This is a genomic window from Mesobaculum littorinae, from assembly GCF_004011175.1.
GTDB classification, from domain to species: Bacteria; Pseudomonadota; Alphaproteobacteria; order Rhodobacterales; family Rhodobacteraceae; genus Tranquillimonas; species Tranquillimonas littorinae.
On the sequence record NZ_RQXX01000008.1, the window covers coordinates 44,200 to 64,485 of the forward strand.

At 70.4% G+C, this 20,286-nt stretch carries 16 protein-coding genes and 1 tRNA gene; 16 read left to right on the forward strand and 1 reads right to left on the reverse strand.

Annotation, left to right across the window (positions count from 1 at the left end):
* Positions 1-73 precede the first annotated feature (73 nt).
* The 16 genes from EKE94_RS16860 (at position 74) to EKE94_RS16935 (ending at position 17,426) form a co-directional block, all read left to right on the forward strand.
* Positions 74-148 (forward strand) — tRNA-Gln (locus EKE94_RS16860).
* A 295-nt stretch (positions 149-443) separates the two neighbouring features.
* Positions 444-1,256, forward strand: a complete 813-nt coding sequence (locus EKE94_RS16865; RefSeq protein WP_127907807.1) for a GH25 family lysozyme — start codon at positions 444-446, stop codon at positions 1,254-1,256.
* 1,130 nt (positions 1,257-2,386) lie between these two features.
* Complete coding sequence (locus EKE94_RS16870) at positions 2,387-3,397, forward strand: ABC transporter ATP-binding protein (protein WP_235856076.1); 1,011 nt, start codon at positions 2,387-2,389, stop codon at positions 3,395-3,397.
* A complete protein-coding gene (locus EKE94_RS16875) occupies positions 3,390-4,532 on the forward strand; it encodes an ABC transporter ATP-binding protein (protein ID WP_127907809.1) in 1,143 nt (380 codons plus the stop codon). The genes EKE94_RS16870 and EKE94_RS16875 overlap by 8 nt, the downstream gene beginning before the upstream one ends.
* A gap of 92 nt (positions 4,533-4,624) precedes the next feature.
* A complete protein-coding gene (locus EKE94_RS16880) occupies positions 4,625-6,139 on the forward strand; it encodes an ABC transporter substrate-binding protein (RefSeq protein ID WP_127907810.1) in 1,515 nt (504 codons plus the stop codon).
* Positions 6,140-6,209: 70 nt separating this feature from the next.
* The gene (locus tag EKE94_RS16885; RefSeq protein WP_127907811.1) at positions 6,210-7,151 is read left to right on the forward strand and encodes an ABC transporter permease; all 942 of its coding nucleotides are present in this window, start codon (positions 6,210-6,212) and stop codon (positions 7,149-7,151) included.
* A 4-nt stretch (positions 7,152-7,155) separates the two neighbouring features.
* Entirely contained in the window at positions 7,156-8,067 is a 912-nt protein-coding gene (locus EKE94_RS16890) for an ABC transporter permease (RefSeq protein WP_127907812.1), read from the forward strand.
* A gap of 13 nt (positions 8,068-8,080) precedes the next feature.
* Positions 8,081-9,871, forward strand: coding sequence for a gamma-glutamyltransferase family protein (locus EKE94_RS16895; RefSeq protein WP_127907813.1), 1,791 nt, complete (start codon positions 8,081-8,083; stop codon positions 9,869-9,871).
* A gap of 2 nt (positions 9,872-9,873) precedes the next feature.
* The gene (locus EKE94_RS16900) at positions 9,874-10,647 is read left to right on the forward strand and encodes a DUF1028 domain-containing protein (RefSeq protein ID WP_127907814.1); all 774 of its coding nucleotides are present in this window, start codon (positions 9,874-9,876) and stop codon (positions 10,645-10,647) included.
* Between the two features lies 1 nt (position 10,648).
* Positions 10,649-11,482 carry a sulfite exporter TauE/SafE family protein gene (locus EKE94_RS16905; RefSeq protein WP_127907815.1) on the forward strand — a complete coding sequence of 278 codons (834 nt, stop codon included), beginning with the start codon at positions 10,649-10,651 and terminating at the stop codon, positions 11,480-11,482.
* 2 nt (positions 11,483-11,484) lie between these two features.
* Positions 11,485-12,174 (forward strand): FadR/GntR family transcriptional regulator, encoded by a 690-nt coding sequence (locus tag EKE94_RS16910; RefSeq protein WP_235856077.1) that lies wholly within the window; start codon positions 11,485-11,487, stop codon positions 12,172-12,174.
* A gap of 314 nt (positions 12,175-12,488) precedes the next feature.
* Positions 12,489-13,346: an ABC transporter ATP-binding protein gene (locus tag EKE94_RS16915; protein ID WP_328590509.1), complete on the forward strand. Its 858-nt coding sequence runs from the start codon at positions 12,489-12,491 to the stop codon at positions 13,344-13,346.
* Positions 13,343-14,353 carry a FecCD family ABC transporter permease gene (locus EKE94_RS16920; protein ID WP_127907816.1) on the forward strand — a complete coding sequence of 337 codons (1,011 nt, stop codon included), beginning with the start codon at positions 13,343-13,345 and terminating at the stop codon, positions 14,351-14,353. The genes EKE94_RS16915 and EKE94_RS16920 overlap by 4 nt, the downstream gene beginning before the upstream one ends.
* An 11-nt stretch (positions 14,354-14,364) precedes the next feature.
* Positions 14,365-15,405 (forward strand): FecCD family ABC transporter permease, encoded by a 1,041-nt coding sequence (locus tag EKE94_RS16925; RefSeq protein ID WP_235856078.1) that lies wholly within the window; start codon positions 14,365-14,367, stop codon positions 15,403-15,405.
* Complete coding sequence (locus EKE94_RS16930; RefSeq protein ID WP_127907818.1) at positions 15,402-16,424, forward strand: sucrase ferredoxin; 1,023 nt, start codon at positions 15,402-15,404, stop codon at positions 16,422-16,424. The genes EKE94_RS16925 and EKE94_RS16930 overlap by 4 nt, the downstream gene beginning before the upstream one ends.
* A gap of 36 nt (positions 16,425-16,460) precedes the next feature.
* Complete coding sequence (locus EKE94_RS16935) at positions 16,461-17,426, forward strand: ABC transporter substrate-binding protein (protein WP_206615107.1); 966 nt, start codon at positions 16,461-16,463, stop codon at positions 17,424-17,426.
* A 137-nt stretch (positions 17,427-17,563) separates the two neighbouring features.
* Here EKE94_RS16935 and EKE94_RS16940 read toward each other — a convergent pair whose 3' ends face one another.
* A complete protein-coding gene (locus EKE94_RS16940) occupies positions 17,564-20,272 on the reverse strand; it encodes a PAS domain-containing hybrid sensor histidine kinase/response regulator (protein WP_127907819.1) in 2,709 nt (902 codons plus the stop codon).
* Positions 20,273-20,286 lie beyond the last annotated feature (14 nt).

Consider the following 20,286-nt stretch of genomic DNA (forward strand, 5'->3'; position numbering starts at 1 on the left):
GCGGAAACGGACATTTTAGCGCGTCTTCGGTCTTGCACACCGGTCGCACCGCGGCTAGAACCCCGCCCACCGTTGGGGTGTAGCCAAGTGGTAAGGCATCGGTTTTTGGTACCGTGTATCGTAGGTTCGAATCCTACCACCCCAGCCATCTTCCTTTTCAGTCGCGACTTCTGATCAACGGTCCTCCAAAGTGGTCCTCCCGGCCATCGGCCCAGACCCTGAGCTTTCCGTATCCCCAAGAAACCGGCGCCAAGACGGCCCGGGCCGCGTTTCACCGCGGCACCACGGCTTGCTTTCGTTTTTGTGAATGCCGGCGCAGGGCCGAGACCAGATGGTGCTTGCCAGAGATCCTGCGGCCGTCATGATCGCGGGGGCCCGATTGCACCGCGATCCCGCCCCCTCCGATCCTGCCCCTCCCCCTCAACGCGACCTTGCGAGGCTCGATGAACCTGACCCGCCGCGCCGCCTGTTTTGGCCTGACGTCACTTGCCGCCTGCGGCCCGCGCGAAAGAGCCGCCCCGGTCACTCTGCCGGGCCGCGTGCCCCAGCCCGGGGCGGTGCGGCCGCCCCGCTTCGGCGACCGGGACCCGGTCACGGAGTGGAGCGGCGGGCCCGCGCCGTCGTCCTACGCCGTCCACGGCATCGACGCCTCGAAGTTCCAGGGCACCATCGACTGGCGCGCGGCGGGGGCTTCGGGGGTGAACTTTGCCTTTCTCAAGGCGACCGAGGGCGGCGACCGCATCGACCCGCTCTTTGCCGAAAACTTCGCGGGCGCGGCCGCGGCGGGGGTGCCGGTGGGCGGGTATCACTTCTACTATTTCTGCAACAGCCCCGAGGTTCAGGCGCGCTGGTTCATCCAGAACGTGCCCCGCATCCCCGGTGCCCTGCCCCCCGTCCTCGACCTGGAATGGAACCCGTTCTCGCCGACCTGCGTGTCGCGCCCTCCGCAGGCAGAGGTGCGGCGCGTGGCGGAAACCTGGCTGTCGATCGTCTCGCGACATTACCAGCAACGCCCCATCGTCTACGTGCCGCTCGAGTTCTGGCGCGACCGGGACGTCAGGCACCTTCCGGCCGACTACTGGTTGCGAAGCGTGGCCAAGCATCCCGACGAGGCCTTCGCCGACCGGTCCTGGACGTTCTGGCAATACTCCGGCACCGGGCAGGTGCCCGGGGTCTCGGGCAACTGCGATCTCAACGTCTTCGGCGGCGGTGCAAGCCTCTGGCGCCGTTGGCTGGCGGCGCGGAGGCACGGCTGAGCAGGGGTATCGCGCCTGCCCCCCCCGAACGCCCTTCATCGCGACCCTTCGCGTCACCGGCCCCCTCCGCGCCCTGGCAGGAAGGGTCAGCGGAAGCGCTGACCCTTCCTGCCGAACACGCGGGGATCCTAGGACCTCGTGGCCATGCGACACGTCTCGCCCAGCCGGGCGGTGATCCTGCGGCGCGCCTCGACCGTGCAGGGCTGGACACCCGCGACCCGCCCGCAGATGCAGGAGGTGCCGCCCAGGAGCTCGGTGAAATCGACCTCGAGACCCGGTTGTCCAGGCTTTCCTTCCCGCGCACCTCGTCGTCGAGGTCCGACAACGGCGGTGTTGCAGAACTCTGGCGTCTGACGTCTCACATCGTGGATCCATGCGGCTAGAGCGCTGGCATGAGCCCCCCGCACGCTACCGCACCCGGACCTGATCCAGCGACAACGCGGCCCTGCGCAGGCGTGGCTAGATGCCGACCTGAGCAGACCAAGAGATGGCGTGGCTGGCACCGCACGAAGGGCGGTCCGGAGGCCGGACCACCATCGCCCGGCAGGGCACCGAAGCGCCGGCCGGTGTCATCACCGGCAGGCGGTCCGTAAGGCAGCCGATCGTGGGCATCCTGTCGGGGCGTGTCCACCACACCCGCGTGTCGCAGTGGCAGGGGGCCCCGGTGGCGGTTACCATGGGTCCGCACGCCTCGGTCGATCCTCGGACCAGGGATGAGGTGTGGATGACCCTAGGCACGCGCTCTGCCCTGTGCGACCTTATTGCCGGAAGCCACTCGCCGACATGCCTGCCCATCGCCCCGGGACGGCCGCTCAGACGCATGCCACTGGACCGCCTGAAGACCCTGAGCTGGCCGGCGGGCCGCCGGTCCATGTCAACCGCGCCGACCTTTCGCACCGGAATAGCCCGTCGCAGTCGCCACCTGCCCTGTCTGCGCCGGGATCTGCATGCAGCGCCAACAGAGCCGGGACGGCCCCTGCCGAGCGCAGGGCACTACTCTAGCCGCAAATCCCGCGCTTTTTGCACAAATTTTAGGCGGCCGCCTGCAGCGCGACCTTTCTGCCCGGCGACGTATTGACACAGGAAGGGCTGCCGGTACGGTCGCAACCAATCAAGCAATGGTTGGACAATTGGTTCAGAACACCTCCCCCTCCTCGCAGCCGCTTCTCGACGTCCGGGCGCTCAGCCTGGGGTTCGGGGCGTCGGAGACGAACCTGCTCGACGGCGTGCGCTACTCGGTCGACGCCGGCGAAACGCTGTGCATCGTCGGCGAATCCGGCTGCGGCAAGAGCGTCAGTTCGCTGGCCATACTGGGGCTTCTGCCCAAGGGCGTCGCCCGCATCCGCGAGGCCGACATCCGGTTCCGCGGCGAGGTCTACGACCTGTCCGACCCGTCCGCCCTGCGCCGTCACCGCGGCGCGGACATCGCGATGATCTTTCAGGAGCCGATGACCTCGCTCAACCCGGCGTTCAAGGTGGGCGAGCAGATCGCCGAAGCCGTGCGCGCCCATAACGACGTCAGCAAGTCCGAGGCGCGCGCCCGCGCGGCGCAGATGCTGGCCCGTGTCGGCATCCCTGCCCCCGAGGCGCGGATGAACGAATATCCGCACCAGCTGTCGGGCGGCATGCGCCAGCGGGTGATGATCGCAATGGCGCTGGCCAACGACCCGGCCCTCCTGATTGCCGACGAACCCACCACCGCGCTGGACGTGACGATCCAGAGCCAGATCCTAGACCTGATCCGCGATCTGCAGGCCGAAACCGGCATGGGCACCATCATGATCACCCACGACCTGGGTGTGGTGGCCGAAATCGCCGACAAGGTGGCCGTGATGTACGCGGGCGTCATCGTCGAAAGCGGCCCCGCCGCGGCGATCTTCAACGACCCGCAGCATCCCTACACCATCGGGCTGATGTCCTCGATGCCCAGCCTGACCGGCCCCCGCCACAGGCTGGCAACGGTGCCCGGGACGGTGCCGACGATCGAGACGATGCCCAAGGGATGCCGGTTCTCGTCGCGCTGTCCCTTCGCGCAGCCCGTCTGCACCACTCCGCCGCCTGAACGGAGCTTCGGCGCGGGCCACACCGCGCTGTGCCATTTCGCCCCCCTCGACGCGATGCTGGAGCAAAGCGATGGCTGAGCCGATCCTGACCGCCACCAACCTCGTGCGTCATTTCGATGTCGGCGGGTCGCTGTTCGAGAAACCACGCAAGCTGCGCGCGGTCGACGACGTGTCGCTGACCGTCAACACGGGCGAAACCCTCGCCATCGTGGGGGAATCGGGCTGTGGCAAGTCCACGCTGGCACGGATGCTGATGCGGCTGATCGCGCCCACCTCGGGGCGGATGACCTTCGAGGGGCGACAGATCGACCAGGCCAGGGGCCGCGCGCTGACCGAGTTGCGGCGCGACATGCAGTTCATCTTCCAGGATCCCTTCAGCTCGCTGAACCCGCGGCTGACAGTGGGGCGGCTGGTTGGCGAACCGCTGGAAACCCACGCGCCCGCCCTGTCGGCCCGCGACAGGCGCGCAAGGGTGGCCGAGCTTCTGACGCAAGTCGGCCTGCGGCCCGAACACACCGACCGGTATCCGCACGAATTCTCGGGCGGTCAGCGCCAGCGCATCGGCATCGCCCGCGCGCTGGCCTCGGGACCGAAGCTTCTGATCGGGGACGAACCCGTCTCGGCTCTGGACGTCAGCGTGCAGGCGCAGGTGATCAACCTGCTGGCCGACCTGCGCGACCGGCTGTCGCTGACCCTCGTGGTCATCGCCCACGACCTTGCCGTCATCCGCTACATGAGCGACCGCGTCGCGGTGATGTACCTGGGCCGCATCGTCGAAGAGGGCCCGACCGACGAGATCTTCGCCCGGCCCCGGCACCCCTATACCATCGCGCTTCTGTCGGCGATCCCGGTGGCCGAACACGGCCGCATCAAGCAGAAGGTCGAGCTGGCGGGCGAGATGCCCAGCCCCATCGACCCGCCATCGGGCTGCCGGTTCCACACCCGCTGCCCCTTTGCGCAGGACCGCTGCCGGGCTGAGACGCCGCAGCTGCGCGACACCGGGCTGGCGCCGGGCCACGGCGCCGCCTGCCACTTCTTCGAAGAGATCGCCCGCGACGCCGTCCCGCCCGCGCAGGGCGCGGGCACGGGGATGACCGACGGCGCCCGCGCGCGGTTCGCGCTTTACGCCCAGGCGCTGGCCGGGCGGACCACGCGACCCCGCGCCGATGCCCCGCCGCTCCCCGGCGCCCAGCCGAATGTCGCCACCCGGTGACGGGCCATTCCGCAGACCGGCCCCCCGGGCCACCCCACAGCCAAGAACCGCCCCGCCAAGGGCGGCGTACCGCAACAAAGGAGATAACACCCATGACCCTTTTCCGCCTCACCCTCGGCGCCGCCCTGCTGGGGGCCACCGCGCTGGGCGCACAGGCCCAGGACCTGCGCATCGGACTGGCCTCGGACGCCGACGTTCTGGACCCCGACCAGTCGCGCACCTTCGTCGGGCGCATCGTCTACACCGCGCTCTGCGACAAGCTGGTCGACATCACGCCCGAGCTTGAGATCGTGCCGCAGCTGGCGACCGAGTGGAGCTTCAACGACGACAACACCGCGCTGACAATGACCCTGCGCGAAGGCGTGACCTTCCACGACGGCACCGCCTTCAACGCCGAGGCCGTGGCCCGCAACATCGAGCGCAGCCAGACGCTGGAGGAAAGCCGCCGCAAGTCCGAGCTGTCGTCGATCGACAGCGTCGAGGTGCTGGGCGACTACGAGATCCGGTTCAACCTGACCCAGCCCGACGTGACCGTGCTGGCGCAGCTGGCCGACCGCGCGGGCATGATGATCTCGCCCGATGCCGCCGACGAGGCCGGCACCGATTTCGGCCTGAACCCGGTCTGCTCGGGGCCCTTCAAGTTCGAAGAGCGTGTCGCGCAGGACCGTATCACGCTGTCCGCCTTCGCCGACTACTGGAACGCCGACGAGATCCACCTCGACAGCGTGACCTACCTGCCGATCCCCGACACCACGGTGCGGCTGGCCAACCTGCAGTCGGGCGATCTGGACATCATCGACCGGCTGGGCGCCACGGATCTTGAACAGGTCCGTTCGGCCGGGGGGATCACCGTCGAAGAGGCCGTTTCGCTGGGCTACCAGGGGATCACCTTCAACATCGACAACGGCGACCGCGGCGACAACCCGTGGGGCAACGACGCGCGACTGCGCCGGGCGTTGGGACTGGCCGTGGGCCGCGACATCATCAACCAGGTGGTGTTCAACGGCGCCTTCCGGGCCGGCAACCAGCCCTTCCCCCCCAGCTCTCCCTGGTACGACGCCGAGATCCCCGTGCCCGAGCGTGATGTCGAGGCGGCGCGCGCCCTGCTGGAAGAGGCCGGGTATCCCGACGGCATCAGCCTTGAGGTGCAGGTGCCGAACCGGCCCGAGAACATGCAGCTGATGCAGGTGGTGCAGTCGATGGCCTCCGAGGCCGGGATCGACGTCCAGATCACCTCGAAGGAATTCGCCACCATGCTGCAGGACCAGTCCGCGGGCGATTTCACCGCCAGCCAGGTCGGCTGGTCGGGCCGCATCGATCCCGATGGCAACATCCACGGCTTCGTGACCACCGGCGGCGGTCTGAACGACGCGGGCTATTCCAGTGACGAGGTCGACCGGCTTCTGAACGAGGCCCGCACCGTGTCGGACGACGCCGAGCGCAAGGCGCTTTACGACCAGGCGCAGGCGATCCTGAACGAGGACATGCCGATCCTCTACCTCTATCACCAGACGTGGCTGACCGCGCTGGACGACGCGATCGAGGGCTTCGTCGCCTATCCCGACGGGATGATGCGCCTCGAAGGCGTGACCAAGACCGAGGGCTGAGGCCCGTCCCCCTCCTGCCCCCTCCCCAGTTCCGGGGAGGGGGCGCTTCGAACACCGAGGACCCGCCCAGATGCTGTCGTTCATCCTGCGCCGCCTGCTGATCGCGATCCCGACGATCATCCTGATCTCGATCTTCGTCTTCGCGCTGCAGAAATTCCTTCCCGGCGATCCGATCCTCGCCATGGCGGGCGAGGAACGCGACCCCGAGACCATCGCCTTTCTGCGCGAGAAATACCGGCTGAACGATCCGATCCCGCTGCAGTACCTGACATGGGTCGGCAACGCGCTGGCGGGCGATCTTGGCATTTCGCTGCGCACCAACCAGCCGGTGCTCGAGCTGATCGGTGAAAAGCTACCCGTGACGATCCAGCTTGCGACGATGGCGATGATCTTCGCGATGGTCATCGGCATTCCCGCGGGAATCCTGTCGGCGGTCCGCAAGGGCACCGTCATCGATTACGCGGCCAACGTCATCGCCCTGTCGGGACTGTCGATCCCGAATTTCTGGCTGGGCATCATGCTGATCCTGCTGCTCAGCGTGAAACTGCAGTTGCTGCCCGCCAGCGGCTACGTGCCCTTTGCCGACGATCCCCTGCGGTCGATCCAGGTGATGGTGATGCCGGCCTTCGTGCTGGGCACCGCGCTCGCGGCGACGCTGATGCGGCACACCCGCTCGGCGATGCTGAGCGTGCTGACCTCGGACTACGTGCGCACCGCGCGGGCCAAGGGGCTGTCGGAACGGCGGGTGATCCTGAAACACGCCTTCCGCAACGCGCTGACGCCCATCGTCACGCTGTCGGCGCTGCTTTTCGGCGAACTGATCGCGGGCGCGGTGCTGACCGAACAGATCTTCACCGTGCCGGGCTTCGGCAAACTGATCGTCGATGCCGTGTTCAACCGCGACTACGCCGTCGTGCAGGGCATCGTGCTGGTCACCGCCGTGGGCTTCATCGTGATGAACCTGCTGGCCGATGCCGCCTACGTCCTGCTCAACCCGCGTCTGAGGAGCTGAAGCCATGGCCCAGGCCGCAACCCCCATCACCATCGACGCCGAAAGCGCGCATGATCCGGTTCTGGACCCCGTGCTGGATCGCCGACCCGAGAACCGGGTGTGGAAGAAGTTCCGCAGCCACCGTTCGGCCGTTCTGGGCGGGATCATCGTGGCGTTCTTCATGGGCATGGCGCTGGCCGCGCCGCTCCTGCCTATCCCCGACCCCACGGCGACTGACTGGGGCGCGGTGCGCCAGGCGCCTTCGGCCGCGCATCCCCTCGGCACCGACGAAATCGGGCGCGACGTGCTGTCGCGGCTGGTCTGGGGCGCGCAAGCGTCGCTTCTGGCGGGCGTGATCTCGGTCCTGATCGCGGTCTGCGCGGGCGTGCCGCTGGGCATCGCGGCAGGCTATTTCGGCGGCTGGACCGACGCCATCATCTCGCGCTGCACCGAGGCGATGCTGGCCGCGCCCTTCCTGATCCTCGCCATCGCGCTGGCGGCCTTTCTCGGGCCGTCGCTGACCAACGCGATGATCGCCATCGGCATCTCGGCCACCCCGCTCTTCGTGCGGCTGACCCGCGGACAGGTGCTGTCGGTCGCGGCCGAGGATTACGTGGACAGTGCCCGCGCCATCGGGCTGCCGACGCGCAAGATCCTGGGCCGCTACATCTTTCCCAACATCCTGCCGCCAGTCCTGGTGCAGGCGACGCTGACGATCGCCACCGCGATCATCGCCGAAGCGTCGCTGTCGTTCCTGGGCCTCGGCCAGCAGCCCCCGGCCCCGTCCTGGGGGTCGATGCTGAACACGGCGAAGAACTTCCTGAACCAGGCGCCCTGGATGGCGCTGTGGCCGGGCATCGCGATCTTCCTCGTCGTGCTGGGATTCAACCTGCTGGGCGACGGGCTGCGCGACGCGCTCGATCCCCGCGACCACTGATGCGAGACGTTTCATGACCAAGTTCACCACCCGCCCCGATATCCGCGGCACCTTCGGCGTCGTCACCTCGACCCACTGGATCGCCTCGGCCGTGGGGATGTCGATCCTGGAAAAGGGCGGCAACGCCTTCGATGCCGCCGTGGCCACGGGCCTCGTGCTGCAGGTGGTCGAACCCCACCTCAACGGGCCCGCCGGCGACCTACCGGCAGTCTTCCACAGCGTTGCCAGCGGCGACGGCGTCGTCGCGGCGCAGGGCCCCGCCCCCGCCGCAGCGACGATCGAGCACTATCGCGCGCAGGGGATCGAGCTGATCCCCGGCTCGGGCCTTCTGTCGACCGTGGTGCCCGGCGCCTTCGACGGCTGGATGCTGATGCTGCGCGACGAGGGCACGATGACCCTGCGCGAGGTGATGACCCCCGCCGTCGACTACGCCCGCGACGGCCACCCGATGCTGCCCCGTGTCGCCGACCAGATCGCCGGCCTGGCCGAGTATTTCGCCGCCGAATGGCCATCGGCAGCCGAGGTCTGGGTACCGGACGGCAACGCCCCGCACGCACATGCGCTGTTCCGCAACCCAGGCCTGGCCCACACCTACCAGCGGCTGATCGAAAGCGGCGAGGCGGCGGGAGACGACCGGATCGCCCAGATCGACGCCGCGCGCGGCGAATGGGCCGAAGGCTTCGTCGCAAAGGCCATCTTCGACTACCTGGAGACGGCCGAGGTGCACGACGTCTCCGAGCGTCGCAACCGCGCCGTGCTGGCGCCGTCGGACATGGCGACCTGGCGCGCCGCGATCGAGCCGCCCACGCAATATACCTACCACGGCTGGACCCTGTCGAAGACCGGGCCCTGGGGGCAAGGCCCGGTGCTGCTGCAATCCCTCGCCATCCTGAAGCACTTCGACCTGGGCGCGATGGACCCGCTCGGCGACGAGTTCGTGCACACCGTGATCGAGGCGATGAAGCTGTCCTACGCCGACCGCGAGGCCTATTACGGCGATCCCGACCAGTCCGAGATCCCGATGGAGCACCTGCTGTCGGACGCCTACAACGCCGAGCGGGCCAAGCTGATCGGAGCCGACGCCTCGACCGAGCAGCGCCCGGGCCGGGTGCCGGGGTTCGAGCACCAGGCAGATGCCTACATCGCCCGTGCCGCGCGGGATTTCGGCGTGTCGGACGTCGGCGCGCAGGAACCGACGATGGCGCACCTGACCGACCGCAAGGGCGACACGGTGCATCTCGACGTCATCGACCGCTGGGGCAACTGCGTCGCGGCCACACCCTCGGGCGGGTGGCTGCAGTCGAACCCGGTGATCCCGGGGCTGGGCTTTCCGCTGAATTCGCGCGCCCAGATGTTCTGGCTGGAGGAGGGGCTGCCCACCTCGCTCGCCCCCGGGCGCCGGCCGCGCACCACCCTGACCCCGACGCTGGCGGTGCACGAGGACGGCACGCGCCTCGTCTTCGGCACGCCGGGCGGGGACCAGCAGGACCAGTGGCAGCTGATCTGGTTCCTGCGCTACGTGCATCACGGAATGGGTATGCAAGAGGGCATGGATTCGCCATTGTTCCACACCATGCATTTCCAGGGCTCCTTCTACCCGCGTGCGGTCAAACCGGCCGAGATGATGATCGAACCCGCCATCGGCGAAGCGTGCATCGACGCCCTGCGGGCCCGCGGACACAAGGTGACGGTGGCTGGCGACTGGACCGTCGGGCGCCTGACCGCGGCCCGTCGCACGCCCGACGGCGCCCTGACGGCCGCCGCCACCCCGCGCCTGATGCAGGCCTACGCGGTGGGGCGGTAAGCTTGACCTACTCGATCATCGCGCGCCGGCCCGAGACCGGTGAAATCGGCATCGCCGTCGCCTCTCGCTTCTTCGCCTGCGGCGCCATCGTGCCGCATGTCGGCCGCCGTTCCGCCGTCGCCACGCAGGCCTTCGTCAACCCGCTCTGGGGAACCGAGGGGCTGGCCCGGCTCGAGGACGGCGCCCCGGCGCAGGCGGTCCTGGACGACATGGTCGCCCGCGACGGCGGCCATGCGATCCGGCAATGCCACATGCTGGACGCCACGGGCGGCTTCGCGGCGCATACCGGCGGGGACTGCGTCGACTGGTGCGGCCACCTGATCGGCGCGCATCATTCGGTCGCGGGCAACATGCTGGCGGGCCCCGAGGTGGTGCAGGCCACCTTCGACGCCTATGCCGCCGCGCACGACCTGCCCCTGCCCGACCGGCTGCTGCACGCGATGCGCGCGGGCGAGGTCGCGGGCGGCGACAAGCGCGGGCGCCAGGCAGCCGGGCTGAAGATCCACCGCGGCGAGCTTTATGCCATCCTCGATCTGCGCGCCGACGACCATGCCGACCCGCTGGCCGAGCTCGAGAGGCTTCTCGACGTGTCGCGCGAACGCTATGCCCATGTCGCGCAGGCCTTTGCGACGACCGGTAATTTCCCCGGCAGCACGGATCGCGGCCCCATCGACGCAGCGATCGAGCGTGAGGACGCCCGCCGCCGCGCCGCCGGCATCGCCACCCGCTCGCAGGCGACAGAGGCCGCGCCGGCCACGCCCGGGGAGGGGCGCTGAAATGGAAGGTCAGATCCTCGAACTGCTGTCCACCATCGCCCTGCCATCGGTCGCGGCGGGCGTCGTCGGCGGCGTGCTGGCGGGGCTGCTGGGCGTGGGCGGCGGGATCGTCATCGTCCCCGCGCTCTACTTCGCGCTGTCGCTCACGGGCATGGACGCCGCGCAGGTGATGCAGCTTTCGGTCGGCACCTCGCTGACCACGATCATCTTCACCTCGCTCAGCTCGTCGCTGGGGCACTACCGCAAGGGCGCGATCGATTTCGACCTGCTCAAGCTCTGGGGCCCCTCGATCCTCGTGGGGGTGGTGATCGGCGGCGTGCTGGGGGGGCTCGTGTCGGGCCTCGCCCTGATCGCCGTCTTCGCGGTGGTCGCGCTGATCGTCGCGCTGGACATGATCCTGCGCGGCGGCGGCCAGATCGACAACCCGCGCACCTCATCACGGCCCGTCATGGCAGTCTTCGGGGTACTGGCAGGCACGATCTCGGCGATGATGGGGATCGGCGGCGGGACGGTCTGCGTGCCGATCCTGAACATCCTGGGCTACGACATCCGCCGCGCGGTCGGCACCTCGGCCGCGATCGGGTTCATCATCGGGCTGCCCGGGGCGATCACCTACGTTCTGACCGGCCTCGGGCACGACGGCCTGCCGCCGCTGTCGCTGGGCTACGTGAACCTTGCCGCCGCGGCGGTGATCATCCCGCTGACGGTCACCTTCGCCCGCGTGGGCGTCGCCATCGCCCACCGCATCCCGCGCCGGGCGCTGCGGCTGTCCTTCGGCCTCTTCCTCTTGGTGACGTCGATGCGCATGTTCCTCGATCTCTACCGGGCGATGTGACCGTGACCGCGCCCGACGCCGACCTGATGCGCAGGCTGCAGGACCTCCTCGTCTCTGACGCGGTCCCGGCCGACGGGCGGCTGCCCCCCGAACGGGACCTGGCCGCGCGCTTCGGGGTCAGCCGGGCGCGGTTGCGGCACGCGCTCGACGCGCTGGCCGACAAGGGCACGATCTACCGCCGCCAAGGGCACGGCACCTTTGCCGCGCCGCCGGTGGTCTGCGGCTCGACCGCGCTCAGCCGCATCGCGCGCGAGGCGACGCCGCAGGACGTCATGGAGGTGCGGCTTGAGATCGAACCCGCGCTGGCCGCCCATGCCGCGTCGCGGGCGCGGGCCGACGACCTGGCCCGGCTGGAACAGATGATGCTGGCGACGCTCGACCAATGCGAACGGGCGGCCTACGAGACCGCGGACGACATCTTTCACTACAACATCGCGGTGGCCGCGAAGAACCCGCTGTTTCTTGAAATCTTCGGGTCGATCCGCACGGTGCGCAAGCTTGCCACCTGGAGCGACGCCCGTCGCGAGACCCACACGCCCGAGGTGATGGCGCGCTTTGGCGGGCAGCACCGCGCCCTCTTCGAGGCCATCGCCGCACGCGACAGCGCCGAGGCCGCCCGGCTGATGGAGCTGCACCTGCTCGACGTGAACCAGACCGTGCGCCGCCGCGCGACCGAGGCACACCCCGCCTGACCCCCCAACTGATCCGCAACTTGCGTGCCTTCCGGCGCAGCCGCGCGGGTAAGGCGCACCATCACGCCCTGCCCGCTTCGGGCCGGCACGGCAATGCCGACGCCCGGCCCTGCGTCTGCCGGGCCTTTCCGGCCTGACGCCATGGCCACCCCGCCCCCGGGCCGCTTTCCCGCTTTGCGTGACCCGGCGCAGGATACGGCGCCGCCGAAGCCGCGGCGGCGTTCCGCCGCAATTCCAAGAAAACTACTCGGGTTTATTGCCCTTGCGCGGGTGCGTTGCTAGGGATCGGCGCAACGCGCCTTTGGAATGCCCCCGTGACGGATCACACAGCCCCAGCCTCCGCCCCTCTACCGCGCCCCTGCCGGCTGAGCGTCCGCTCGGTCGGGGCCGGTTATGGCAGCGGCAGCACTGCCCGGGCCGTGCTGCAGGACGTGTCGCTCGACATTCCCGACGGCGCGCTGACCATCCTCGTCGGACCGAACGGCTGCGGCAAGTCCACGCTGCTCAAGACCATGGCGCGCATCCTGCCCGCCAGTTCGGGCGCGGTGCTGCTGGACGGGCGGCCGATCCATGCCACACCGTCGCGCAACGTCGCCCGGCGGCTGGCGATCCTGCCGCAGGGCCCCGTCGCGCCCGAGGGGCTGACGGTGCGCGAACTGGTGGGTCAGGGGCGTTTTCCGCACCAGACCCTGCTGCGCCAGATGTCGCGCGACGACCGCCGCGCCATAGACGCGGCGATGGCGGCGGCCGACGTCGCACAATTCGCCGACAGTCCGGTGTCGCGCCTGTCGGGTGGCCAGCGACAGCGCTGCTGGATCGCCATGGTTCTGGCGCAGGAGACCGATATCATCCTGCTGGACGAACCCACGACGTTTCTCGACCTAAAGGTGCAGGTCGACCTCCTGGTGCTCTTGCGCCGGATCGCGCATCGCGACGGGCGCACGCTGGTCGTGGTGCTGCACGAACTGAACCTCGCCGCCGCCTTCGCCGACCTGCTGGTGATGATGAAGGACGGCCGGATCGTCGCGCAGGGCGCGGTGGACGCGACGTTCACGCCGCAGACCCTGCAGGATGTCTTCGGCCTGCGCGCCCGCGTCCTGAGGGATCCCGACAGCGGTCGCGCGATCTGCGCCCCCGTCATCGACGTGCCGCAGGCCATGGCCGCGCAATGACCGGGGCCGCGCTGCCGCGACACGGACGGGCCGCCTCGGTCGCGCCCGCGGCGGGGCTGGCGCTGCTGGTTCTGGCGTTCCTGTGGCACATCTCGGTCGGGGCGAAGACGATTCCCCTGCCCGTGGTGGCGCGCGCGATCCTCGCCTACGACCCGGAGATCTTCGACCACCTCGTGGTGATCGACCTGCGGGTACCGCGGGCGGTCAGCGCCGTTCTGGTCGGGGCCGCGCTGTCGGTCGCCGGCGCATTGATGCAGGGGGTCACCCGCAATCCGCTGGCCGAGCCGGGGCTTCTGGGCCTGCTGATCGGCGCCTCCTTCGCGGTGGTGCTGGTGGTCGGCGTGCTCGACCTGGCCGCGCCGGGGCTGATCCCGTTGGTCGCGGCAGCCGGGGCGCTTGCCGCCGCGGCGGTGGTCTGGGGCATCGCCCTGGCCGCCCCGGGCGGACCCGCGCCGCTGACGCTGGTGCTGTCGGGCGCGGCGGTCAGCGCCTTCCTCGGCGCGCTCGTCACCATCGCCAGCCTGCTGGACGAGGAAACCTTCGACCAGCTGCGCGTCTGGATGACCGGGTCGCTCGCCGGGCCCGACCGCGCCGTCACGCTCTGGGCGCTGCCGTGGCTGCTGGGCGGTCTGGTCGTGGCGCTCGGCCTCGCGCGGCAGATGACCGCGCTGGCCATGGGCGACGAGGTCGCCGCCGGGCTTGGCCTCAACGTGGGGCGACTGAAGGCGCTGGCGTTGGCGGCGGTGGTCGCGCTGACCGCGGCCAGCGTGGCGATGGCGGGGCCGCTGGGCTTTGTCGGCCTCGTCGTGCCGCATGGCGTGCGACTATTCGCCGGACAGGACTACCGGCTGGTGCTGCCCTGGTCGGCCATCGCCGGCGCCGCCTACCTGCTGGTGGTCGACGTGGCGGCCCGCCTTGTGCTGGCGCCGGTCGAGATATCGACCGGGTTGGTCACCGCGCTTCTGGGAGCGCCGATCTTCGTCTGGCTGGTCAAGCGGCGGCTGTGATGGCGGACGGGATGATCAGCCGCCTCGACGGGCCCGTGACCTTTGTCCTGCCGGTGCGGGCACTGGCGGTGCTGGCCCTGCTCTGCGCCGGGATCGGGACGCTCGTCGTGGCCAGCCTCATGGCCGGCAGCTATCCCCTGACGGCGGGAGAGGTCGCCGCGACAGTGCTGGGCCGCGCCCCCTCGGACATGGGCGAAACCGTCGTGTGGCAGTTCCGCCTGCCCCGGGCGCTGGCCGCGCTCTTCGCCGGCGGGCTCTTCGCGACCTCGGGCGCGGTGCTGCAGATCGTCACCCGCAATGCCCTGGCCGATCCGTCGCTGATCGGGGTCAGCCAGGGCGCGGGCCTGGCCGTCGTCACCGCCATCGTCGTCGCCCCTGACCTGCCGCATGTGCTGCGCCCCGCCCTGGCCTTTGCCGGCGCGCTGGCGGTCGCGGCGCTGATCCAGACCCTCGCCATGCGCCGGGCCGAGGGCGCGACGATGCGGTTCATCCTGACCGGGATCGGCGTCGCGGCCTTCATCGCGGCGGCGACCTCGGCCCTTCTGACCTACGGGCAGATCGACCAGGCGATGGCCGCCCTGGGCTGGCTGGCCGGATCGGTGCACGCCGTGGGCTGGACCGACGTCGCGATCCTAGGTGGGGCCTGTGCGCTGCTGGCACCCGCGCTGGCCGCCGCCGCCCGCCCGCTGCGGGCCCTGCGGCTGGGGCCTGAACTGGCAGCCGGGCTGGGCGTGCGCGTCGGGCCCGCGCGGATCGCGCTGATCACCCTCGCCGTCGCGCTGGCCGCCGCGGCGGTGGCGATCGTCGGGCCGCTGGGCTTTGTCGGCCTGATCGCTCCGCACCTCGCGCAGCGTCTGGCGCGGGCGGATGTGGGCCTGCACCTCTCCCTCTCCGCCGCGACCGGAGCCGCGCTGGTGGCCGCCGCCGACCTTGCCGGGCGTACAGTCGCCGACCCGGTGCAGATCCCCGCGGGCCTTGTCACCGCGGTCGTGGGGATCCCCGTCTTCGTCCTTCTGATCCTGCGCCCGACGCCCGAGGCCACACGCCTATGACCACGCCCGCGCCCCGCCCCTCCCCGCGTCCCGCCCGGCGTTTCTGCGCCGAGGACAGCCGCGCCGCCGGTGAACCCATCGCCGGCACCGGCATGCATCCCGCGCGCAACGTCCTGATCCAGTGGCCGAAGGGCCGCTGGCGTCACTCGATGCGCATCGCCGACGGCATGGAGGGAGAGATCGAGCGCGCGATCACCCAGCTGGTCGAGGCCGGGTGGCGCGTCAACCTGATCGACCGCAAGGAGGCGCGGGCGGATCGCCTGCAGGTCTTCGTCTTCCCCGAGAACCTGTGCCTCGCCCTGCCGCCCGAGACGCTGCCCGCCTGCCTCGACGCCCTGCGCGGGGGCGGCGATCCGACCGCGTTCGGCGCCCGGCCCGTGGCGCGCCCCGTCGTCGCCTGTTGCACCCACGGCAAGCACGACCGCTGCTGCGCCAAGTGGGGCTTTGCCGTCTACAAGGCCTTGGCGGCCGAGGCCGCGGCGCGCGGCGATTTCGACGTCTGGGAGGCCACGCACCTGGGCGGCTGCCGCCTGGCGGCCGGGGTGCTGGTGCTGCCCGCGATGCACAAGTACGGCCGCCTCGTCCCCGCCGACGCCGCGGCCCTTCTGGCGGCCGAGGCCGGAGGCCAGCCGCTGCTGTCGCGCTACCGCGGAGCCTGCCATCTCGACCGCCCGGCGCAGACGGCCGAGGTCGCGGGCCGCGTCGCGCTGGATCGCGCGGGCCACCGCGGGCCCGCCGAGGTGGCGCAGACCGACGCGGACCACTGGTCCGTCACCGTGGCGGGGGCGACTGCGCGGGTGCGCCTGCATCCCGACGAGGTGCGCATCGCCACCACCTGCGCCAAGATGCCCGAAAGCGGCCTGCCCGATCCGCGCACGATCCTGCGGGCCGAGGTTCTGGAGCTCGCCGCCCTTCCAGAAACCGCCGGGCCGGGGGCCTCCGTGCCCCTTGCGACACACACCGCGGACGCCGCCGATGCCCCGCCGGCCCCCGCCCCCTTTGCTGCCCCCGATCGCTGACCCGACCGCCCCGCCCCTTTCCCGAGGAGACCGACCTTGCCCCATCCCGCCCGACTGATCACCGCCGTCCTGTCCCTGTGCCTCATGGCCCTTCCCCTCGCCGCGCAGGACATGCGCGAGGTGACCGACGATCTGGGGCGCCGGGTGACGATCCCCGCCGACCCGCAGCGCATCGTCTCGCTGCACGACACCTCGCTCACCGTCGCGCTGCTGGAACTGGGCGTCATGCCGGTGGGCTCGCACGGGCGCACCACGCCCGACGGCACGCCCTATATCCGGTCCTCCGACACTGCGACGGGCGTCGATTTCGACACCTCCGACATCGCCTTCGTCGGCGGTAGCCCCGCGGATGTCGAGGCGGTCGCCGCCGCCCGGCCCGACCTGATCGTGACGACCAGCTGGCAGACCGCCGATCCCGATCAGCTGGCCGCCATCGCGCCGACCTACGTCTTCGACATCGCGACGGCCGATGATTTCGACGTCTACGCCCAGCTTGCCGACATCGTGGGGGCCGAGGATCGGCTGGCCGCGCTGCAGGCGCGCTACGACGCGCAGATCGCGCTGTTGCGGGACCAGGTCGATACCGGGGCGATGCGGGTGTCGGTAATCCAGGGGTCGGACGGCCAGCTGCTGGTGTGGAACACCTACGGCACACTGGGCAAGGTCCTGCGCGACGCCGGATTCACCTTTCCCCGGATCGTCGACGAGATCGAGGGCAATGCCCGCCGCAGCTTCTCGGCCGAGCGGCTGCCCGAGTTCGACGGCGACCTTGTCTTCGTGACCTACCGCGCCGACCGCGGCGAGACGGCCGAGGACGCCCGCGCCGCGCTGGCGCAGGTGCTGCCGTCGTGGTGCGAGACGCTGCATGCCTGCCGCGAGGACCAGGTCGTGTTCCTGCCGCGCTCGCTGGCCTCGACCGCCACCTATGACGCGGCAACGGCGCTGATCTACACGGTCCTAAGCCAGATCGACGGCCGCGACCTGGCGCCCTTCGAAGGGTAACCCACCGCTCCAACATTGGCGCGCGGGTGGCTCGGGCGCCCTTCGGGGGCCGGGGCGGCCCGGCGCGGAGCGGTGCACGGGTCCCGGTGCGGCGCGCAGGCCGCGGACGCCGCAGGCGCCCCCCGCAACCATCCCGGTCAATTCCCGGCCGAGGCCGGGGCGTCGAGCGTGGCAAGCAGAGCCGTCCGGCTGTCGCGCCAGAAGTCGGCAGCCGCGGCGATCCCCGCCGCGTCCACCTGCCCCGCCTTGCCTGCCTTTTCGATCCGGCCCAGCGCGGCGTGCAGGCGCAGCAGCCCGAACGTGGCGCAGGAGCCTGCGCATTTATGCGCGAGCTGCGCCACCTCCTGCGGGCCCTGCAGCCGACCCAGTCGGGCGATCTGTTCGTCGCACTCGGCCACGAACCGGTCACGCAGCTGTGCCACCTCTTCGGGGGCAAGCGCTGCGCGCAGTTCGTCGAGATGCGCAGGGCTCACCAGCGGTTGCAGGTCCCGCGTCCCGGCAGAGGATGGCACCGCGCCCGCGTCACCCGCGCCGATCCCGACCCGCCTGAGCAGGGCCTGAAGGGCGCTGCGGTCGATGGGCTTGGCGATGCAGTCGGTCATCCCCGCCTCGCGGAAGCGGGCGATTTCCTCGGGCAGCGCATGCGCGGTGACCGCGATGATGGGCACCCGCGCGCAGGGGCCGCTGCCCGCCCGGATCCGGCGCGTGGCTTCCTGCCCGTCCATCACCGGCATCGAGATGTCCATCAGGATCACGTCGAAGGCATCGCTTTCGGCGCGGTCCACGCCGGCGCTGCCATTCACCGCCTCGGTGACGCTGTGCCCCTCGCGCTGCAGCATCTCGCGGGCGACGAAGCGATTGATCTCGTTGTCCTCGACCAGGAGGATCCGCAGCGGCGCGGCGCCGCCGGAAGACGCGCCGGGAACCGCAACCGGCGGCGCCGTATCCCCCGGGCCGGCCGACCTCCCCATGGAGGCGATTGATCCGGACGCAGGGGCGGCGTCCGAGAGGGGGGCGGCGGTCGAAGCCGATACCGAGCCGGGCGCGGAAGCCGGCGCAGATGCGGAGACAGATGCGGGGGCCGGGGCCTGAAGGGGCGCCGCGGGGTCGAGCGGCAGGCGCACCCAGAACAGGCTGCCTTCGCCCAGTTCGCTTTCGGCGCCGATCTCGCCCCCCATGACCTCGACCAGCCGCCGCGCGATCCCGAGACCCAGCCCCGTCCCGTCGGCCTGCCGCGCGTAGGAGGAGTCGAGCGTTTCAAAATCGTTGAAGACGCGCGTCAGGTCGGACTCGGAAATCCCGATCCCGCTGTCGATCACGCGCAGTTCGACGCGGCCATCGCCCAGCCTCTCGACCTCGATCTCGACCATGCCGCCATGGGTGAACTTGAGCGCATTGCCCACGAGGTTCAGCAGCACCTGCCGCAGCCGCCGCGGATCGCCCCGCACCGCGCCCTGCGCCGGCCCGGTCCACGTCCAGCCCAGCGTGTTGCCGTTGCCCGCGGCAAGGCTCGCCGTGGCTTCGACCACACCGTCCAGAAGTTCGCCCAGGTCGAAGACGCGATCCTCGCGCGTCAGCTTCCCGGCCTCGTATTTCGACAGGTCGAGCACGTCGTTGACCAGCCCCAGGAGCAGCTCGCCCGAGGTGCGGGTGATGTCGAGCATCGCCGCCTGCCGGTCGTCAAGATCAGTGTCGCGCAGGATCTGGATCGTGCCCAGCAGACCGTTCAGCGGGGTGCGCATCTCGTGGCTCATGACCGCCAGGAATTCGGCCTTGGCCTTTTCGCCCGCCAGCGCCCGGTCGCGCGCGTCCCGCAGCGCCTCTTCGGCCGCCTTGCGGGTCGAGATGTCGCGCAGGAAGGACACGAAAATCGGCCCGTCCGGCCCGATGGCCCGGTCGATCGAGACCTCGACCGGAAAGCTGCGCCCCGACCGGTCGCGGCCCGTCAGCTCGAACTGCCGCTCGCCCGGTTCCGGGCGCCGCCGCCCTTCGATAAAGCTCATCACCTCGGCGCGGGTCGCGTCGGGATCCTCGTCGGGGAACAGCAGCTGCATCGCGGTCTGGCCCTGCGCCTCGTCGACGGAATAGCCGAAGACCTCGGTCGCGGCGCGGTTGAGGTCGAGGATCGTGCCCTCGTCGTTGGACACGATGATCGGGTCGATCGAGGTCTGGACGATGGTGCGCATCCGCATGCCCGTCTGTTCCAGCTCGCGGGCCCGGCGGGTGCTGAGCCCGTTCAGCCGCAAGAGCCAGACCGCCAGCAGCAAGAGCCCGGCAAAAAGCACCAGCAGCAGGATCGCCATGCGCGACAGCGTCTGCATCACCTCGACGCGGCGGGCATCCGACACCTCGGCATAGGCAGTAAGCCCGGACAGCGACAGCGCGCGCACCTCATCGGCCCGGGTCTGCGCCTCGGCGGCCATCTCCGGCAGGGCGGCGCGCAGCTCGGCGTCCGGTCCGTCGATCAGCGGAACCGTCGCATCGAGATAGGCCTTCACCGCGCGCCGATCGGCCTGGTATTCGGTGCTGGCATGCAGGCGGCGATACACCTGCCCGCCCTGCAGCGTGTCGATGCGCCCGTAGAAGACATCAAAGCGGCGGCGCACCTGCTCCAGCGCTGCGGGATCGTCCCCTGTCCCCTCCTGCGCCTGTTCCAGCGCCAGACGGTAGCGCAGGAACTCGACATCGATCTGCGCGAGGCTCCATTGAAGGTTGTCCGAGTTCACGGCCCCCAGATCATCTACCTCGCGCTGGGCTACCACGGAAGTCCAGACGACAAGAGCCGCCACCGTGACGATGGCGGCAACCGCGAGCGCTAGGCGCAGGTACGGTAGGGGCAGACGCAAAAGGTGTCCTCCGC

Bases quoted from the DNA above. Each gene is read 5' to 3' on its own strand.
- EKE94_RS16875 (WP_127907809.1), top strand. From the start codon at position 3,390: ATGGCTGAGCCGATCCTGACCGCCACCAACCTCGTGCGTCATTTCGAT.
- EKE94_RS16865 (WP_127907807.1), top strand. From the start codon at position 444: ATGAACCTGACCCGCCGCGCCGCCTGTTTTGGCCTGACGTCACTTGCC.
- EKE94_RS16885 (WP_127907811.1), top strand. From the start codon at position 6,210: ATGCTGTCGTTCATCCTGCGCCGCCTGCTGATCGCGATCCCGACGATC.
- EKE94_RS16905 (WP_127907815.1), top strand. From the start codon at position 10,649: ATGGAAGGTCAGATCCTCGAACTGCTGTCCACCATCGCCCTGCCATCG.
- EKE94_RS16930 (WP_127907818.1), top strand. From the start codon at position 15,402: ATGACCACGCCCGCGCCCCGCCCCTCCCCGCGTCCCGCCCGGCGTTTC.
- EKE94_RS16925 (WP_235856078.1), top strand. From the start codon at position 14,365: ATGATCAGCCGCCTCGACGGGCCCGTGACCTTTGTCCTGCCGGTGCGG.
- EKE94_RS16890 (WP_127907812.1), top strand. From the start codon at position 7,156: ATGGCCCAGGCCGCAACCCCCATCACCATCGACGCCGAAAGCGCGCAT.
- EKE94_RS16895 (WP_127907813.1), top strand. From the start codon at position 8,081: ATGACCAAGTTCACCACCCGCCCCGATATCCGCGGCACCTTCGGCGTC.
- EKE94_RS16880 (WP_127907810.1), top strand. From the start codon at position 4,625: ATGACCCTTTTCCGCCTCACCCTCGGCGCCGCCCTGCTGGGGGCCACC.
- EKE94_RS16920 (WP_127907816.1), top strand. From the start codon at position 13,343: ATGACCGGGGCCGCGCTGCCGCGACACGGACGGGCCGCCTCGGTCGCG.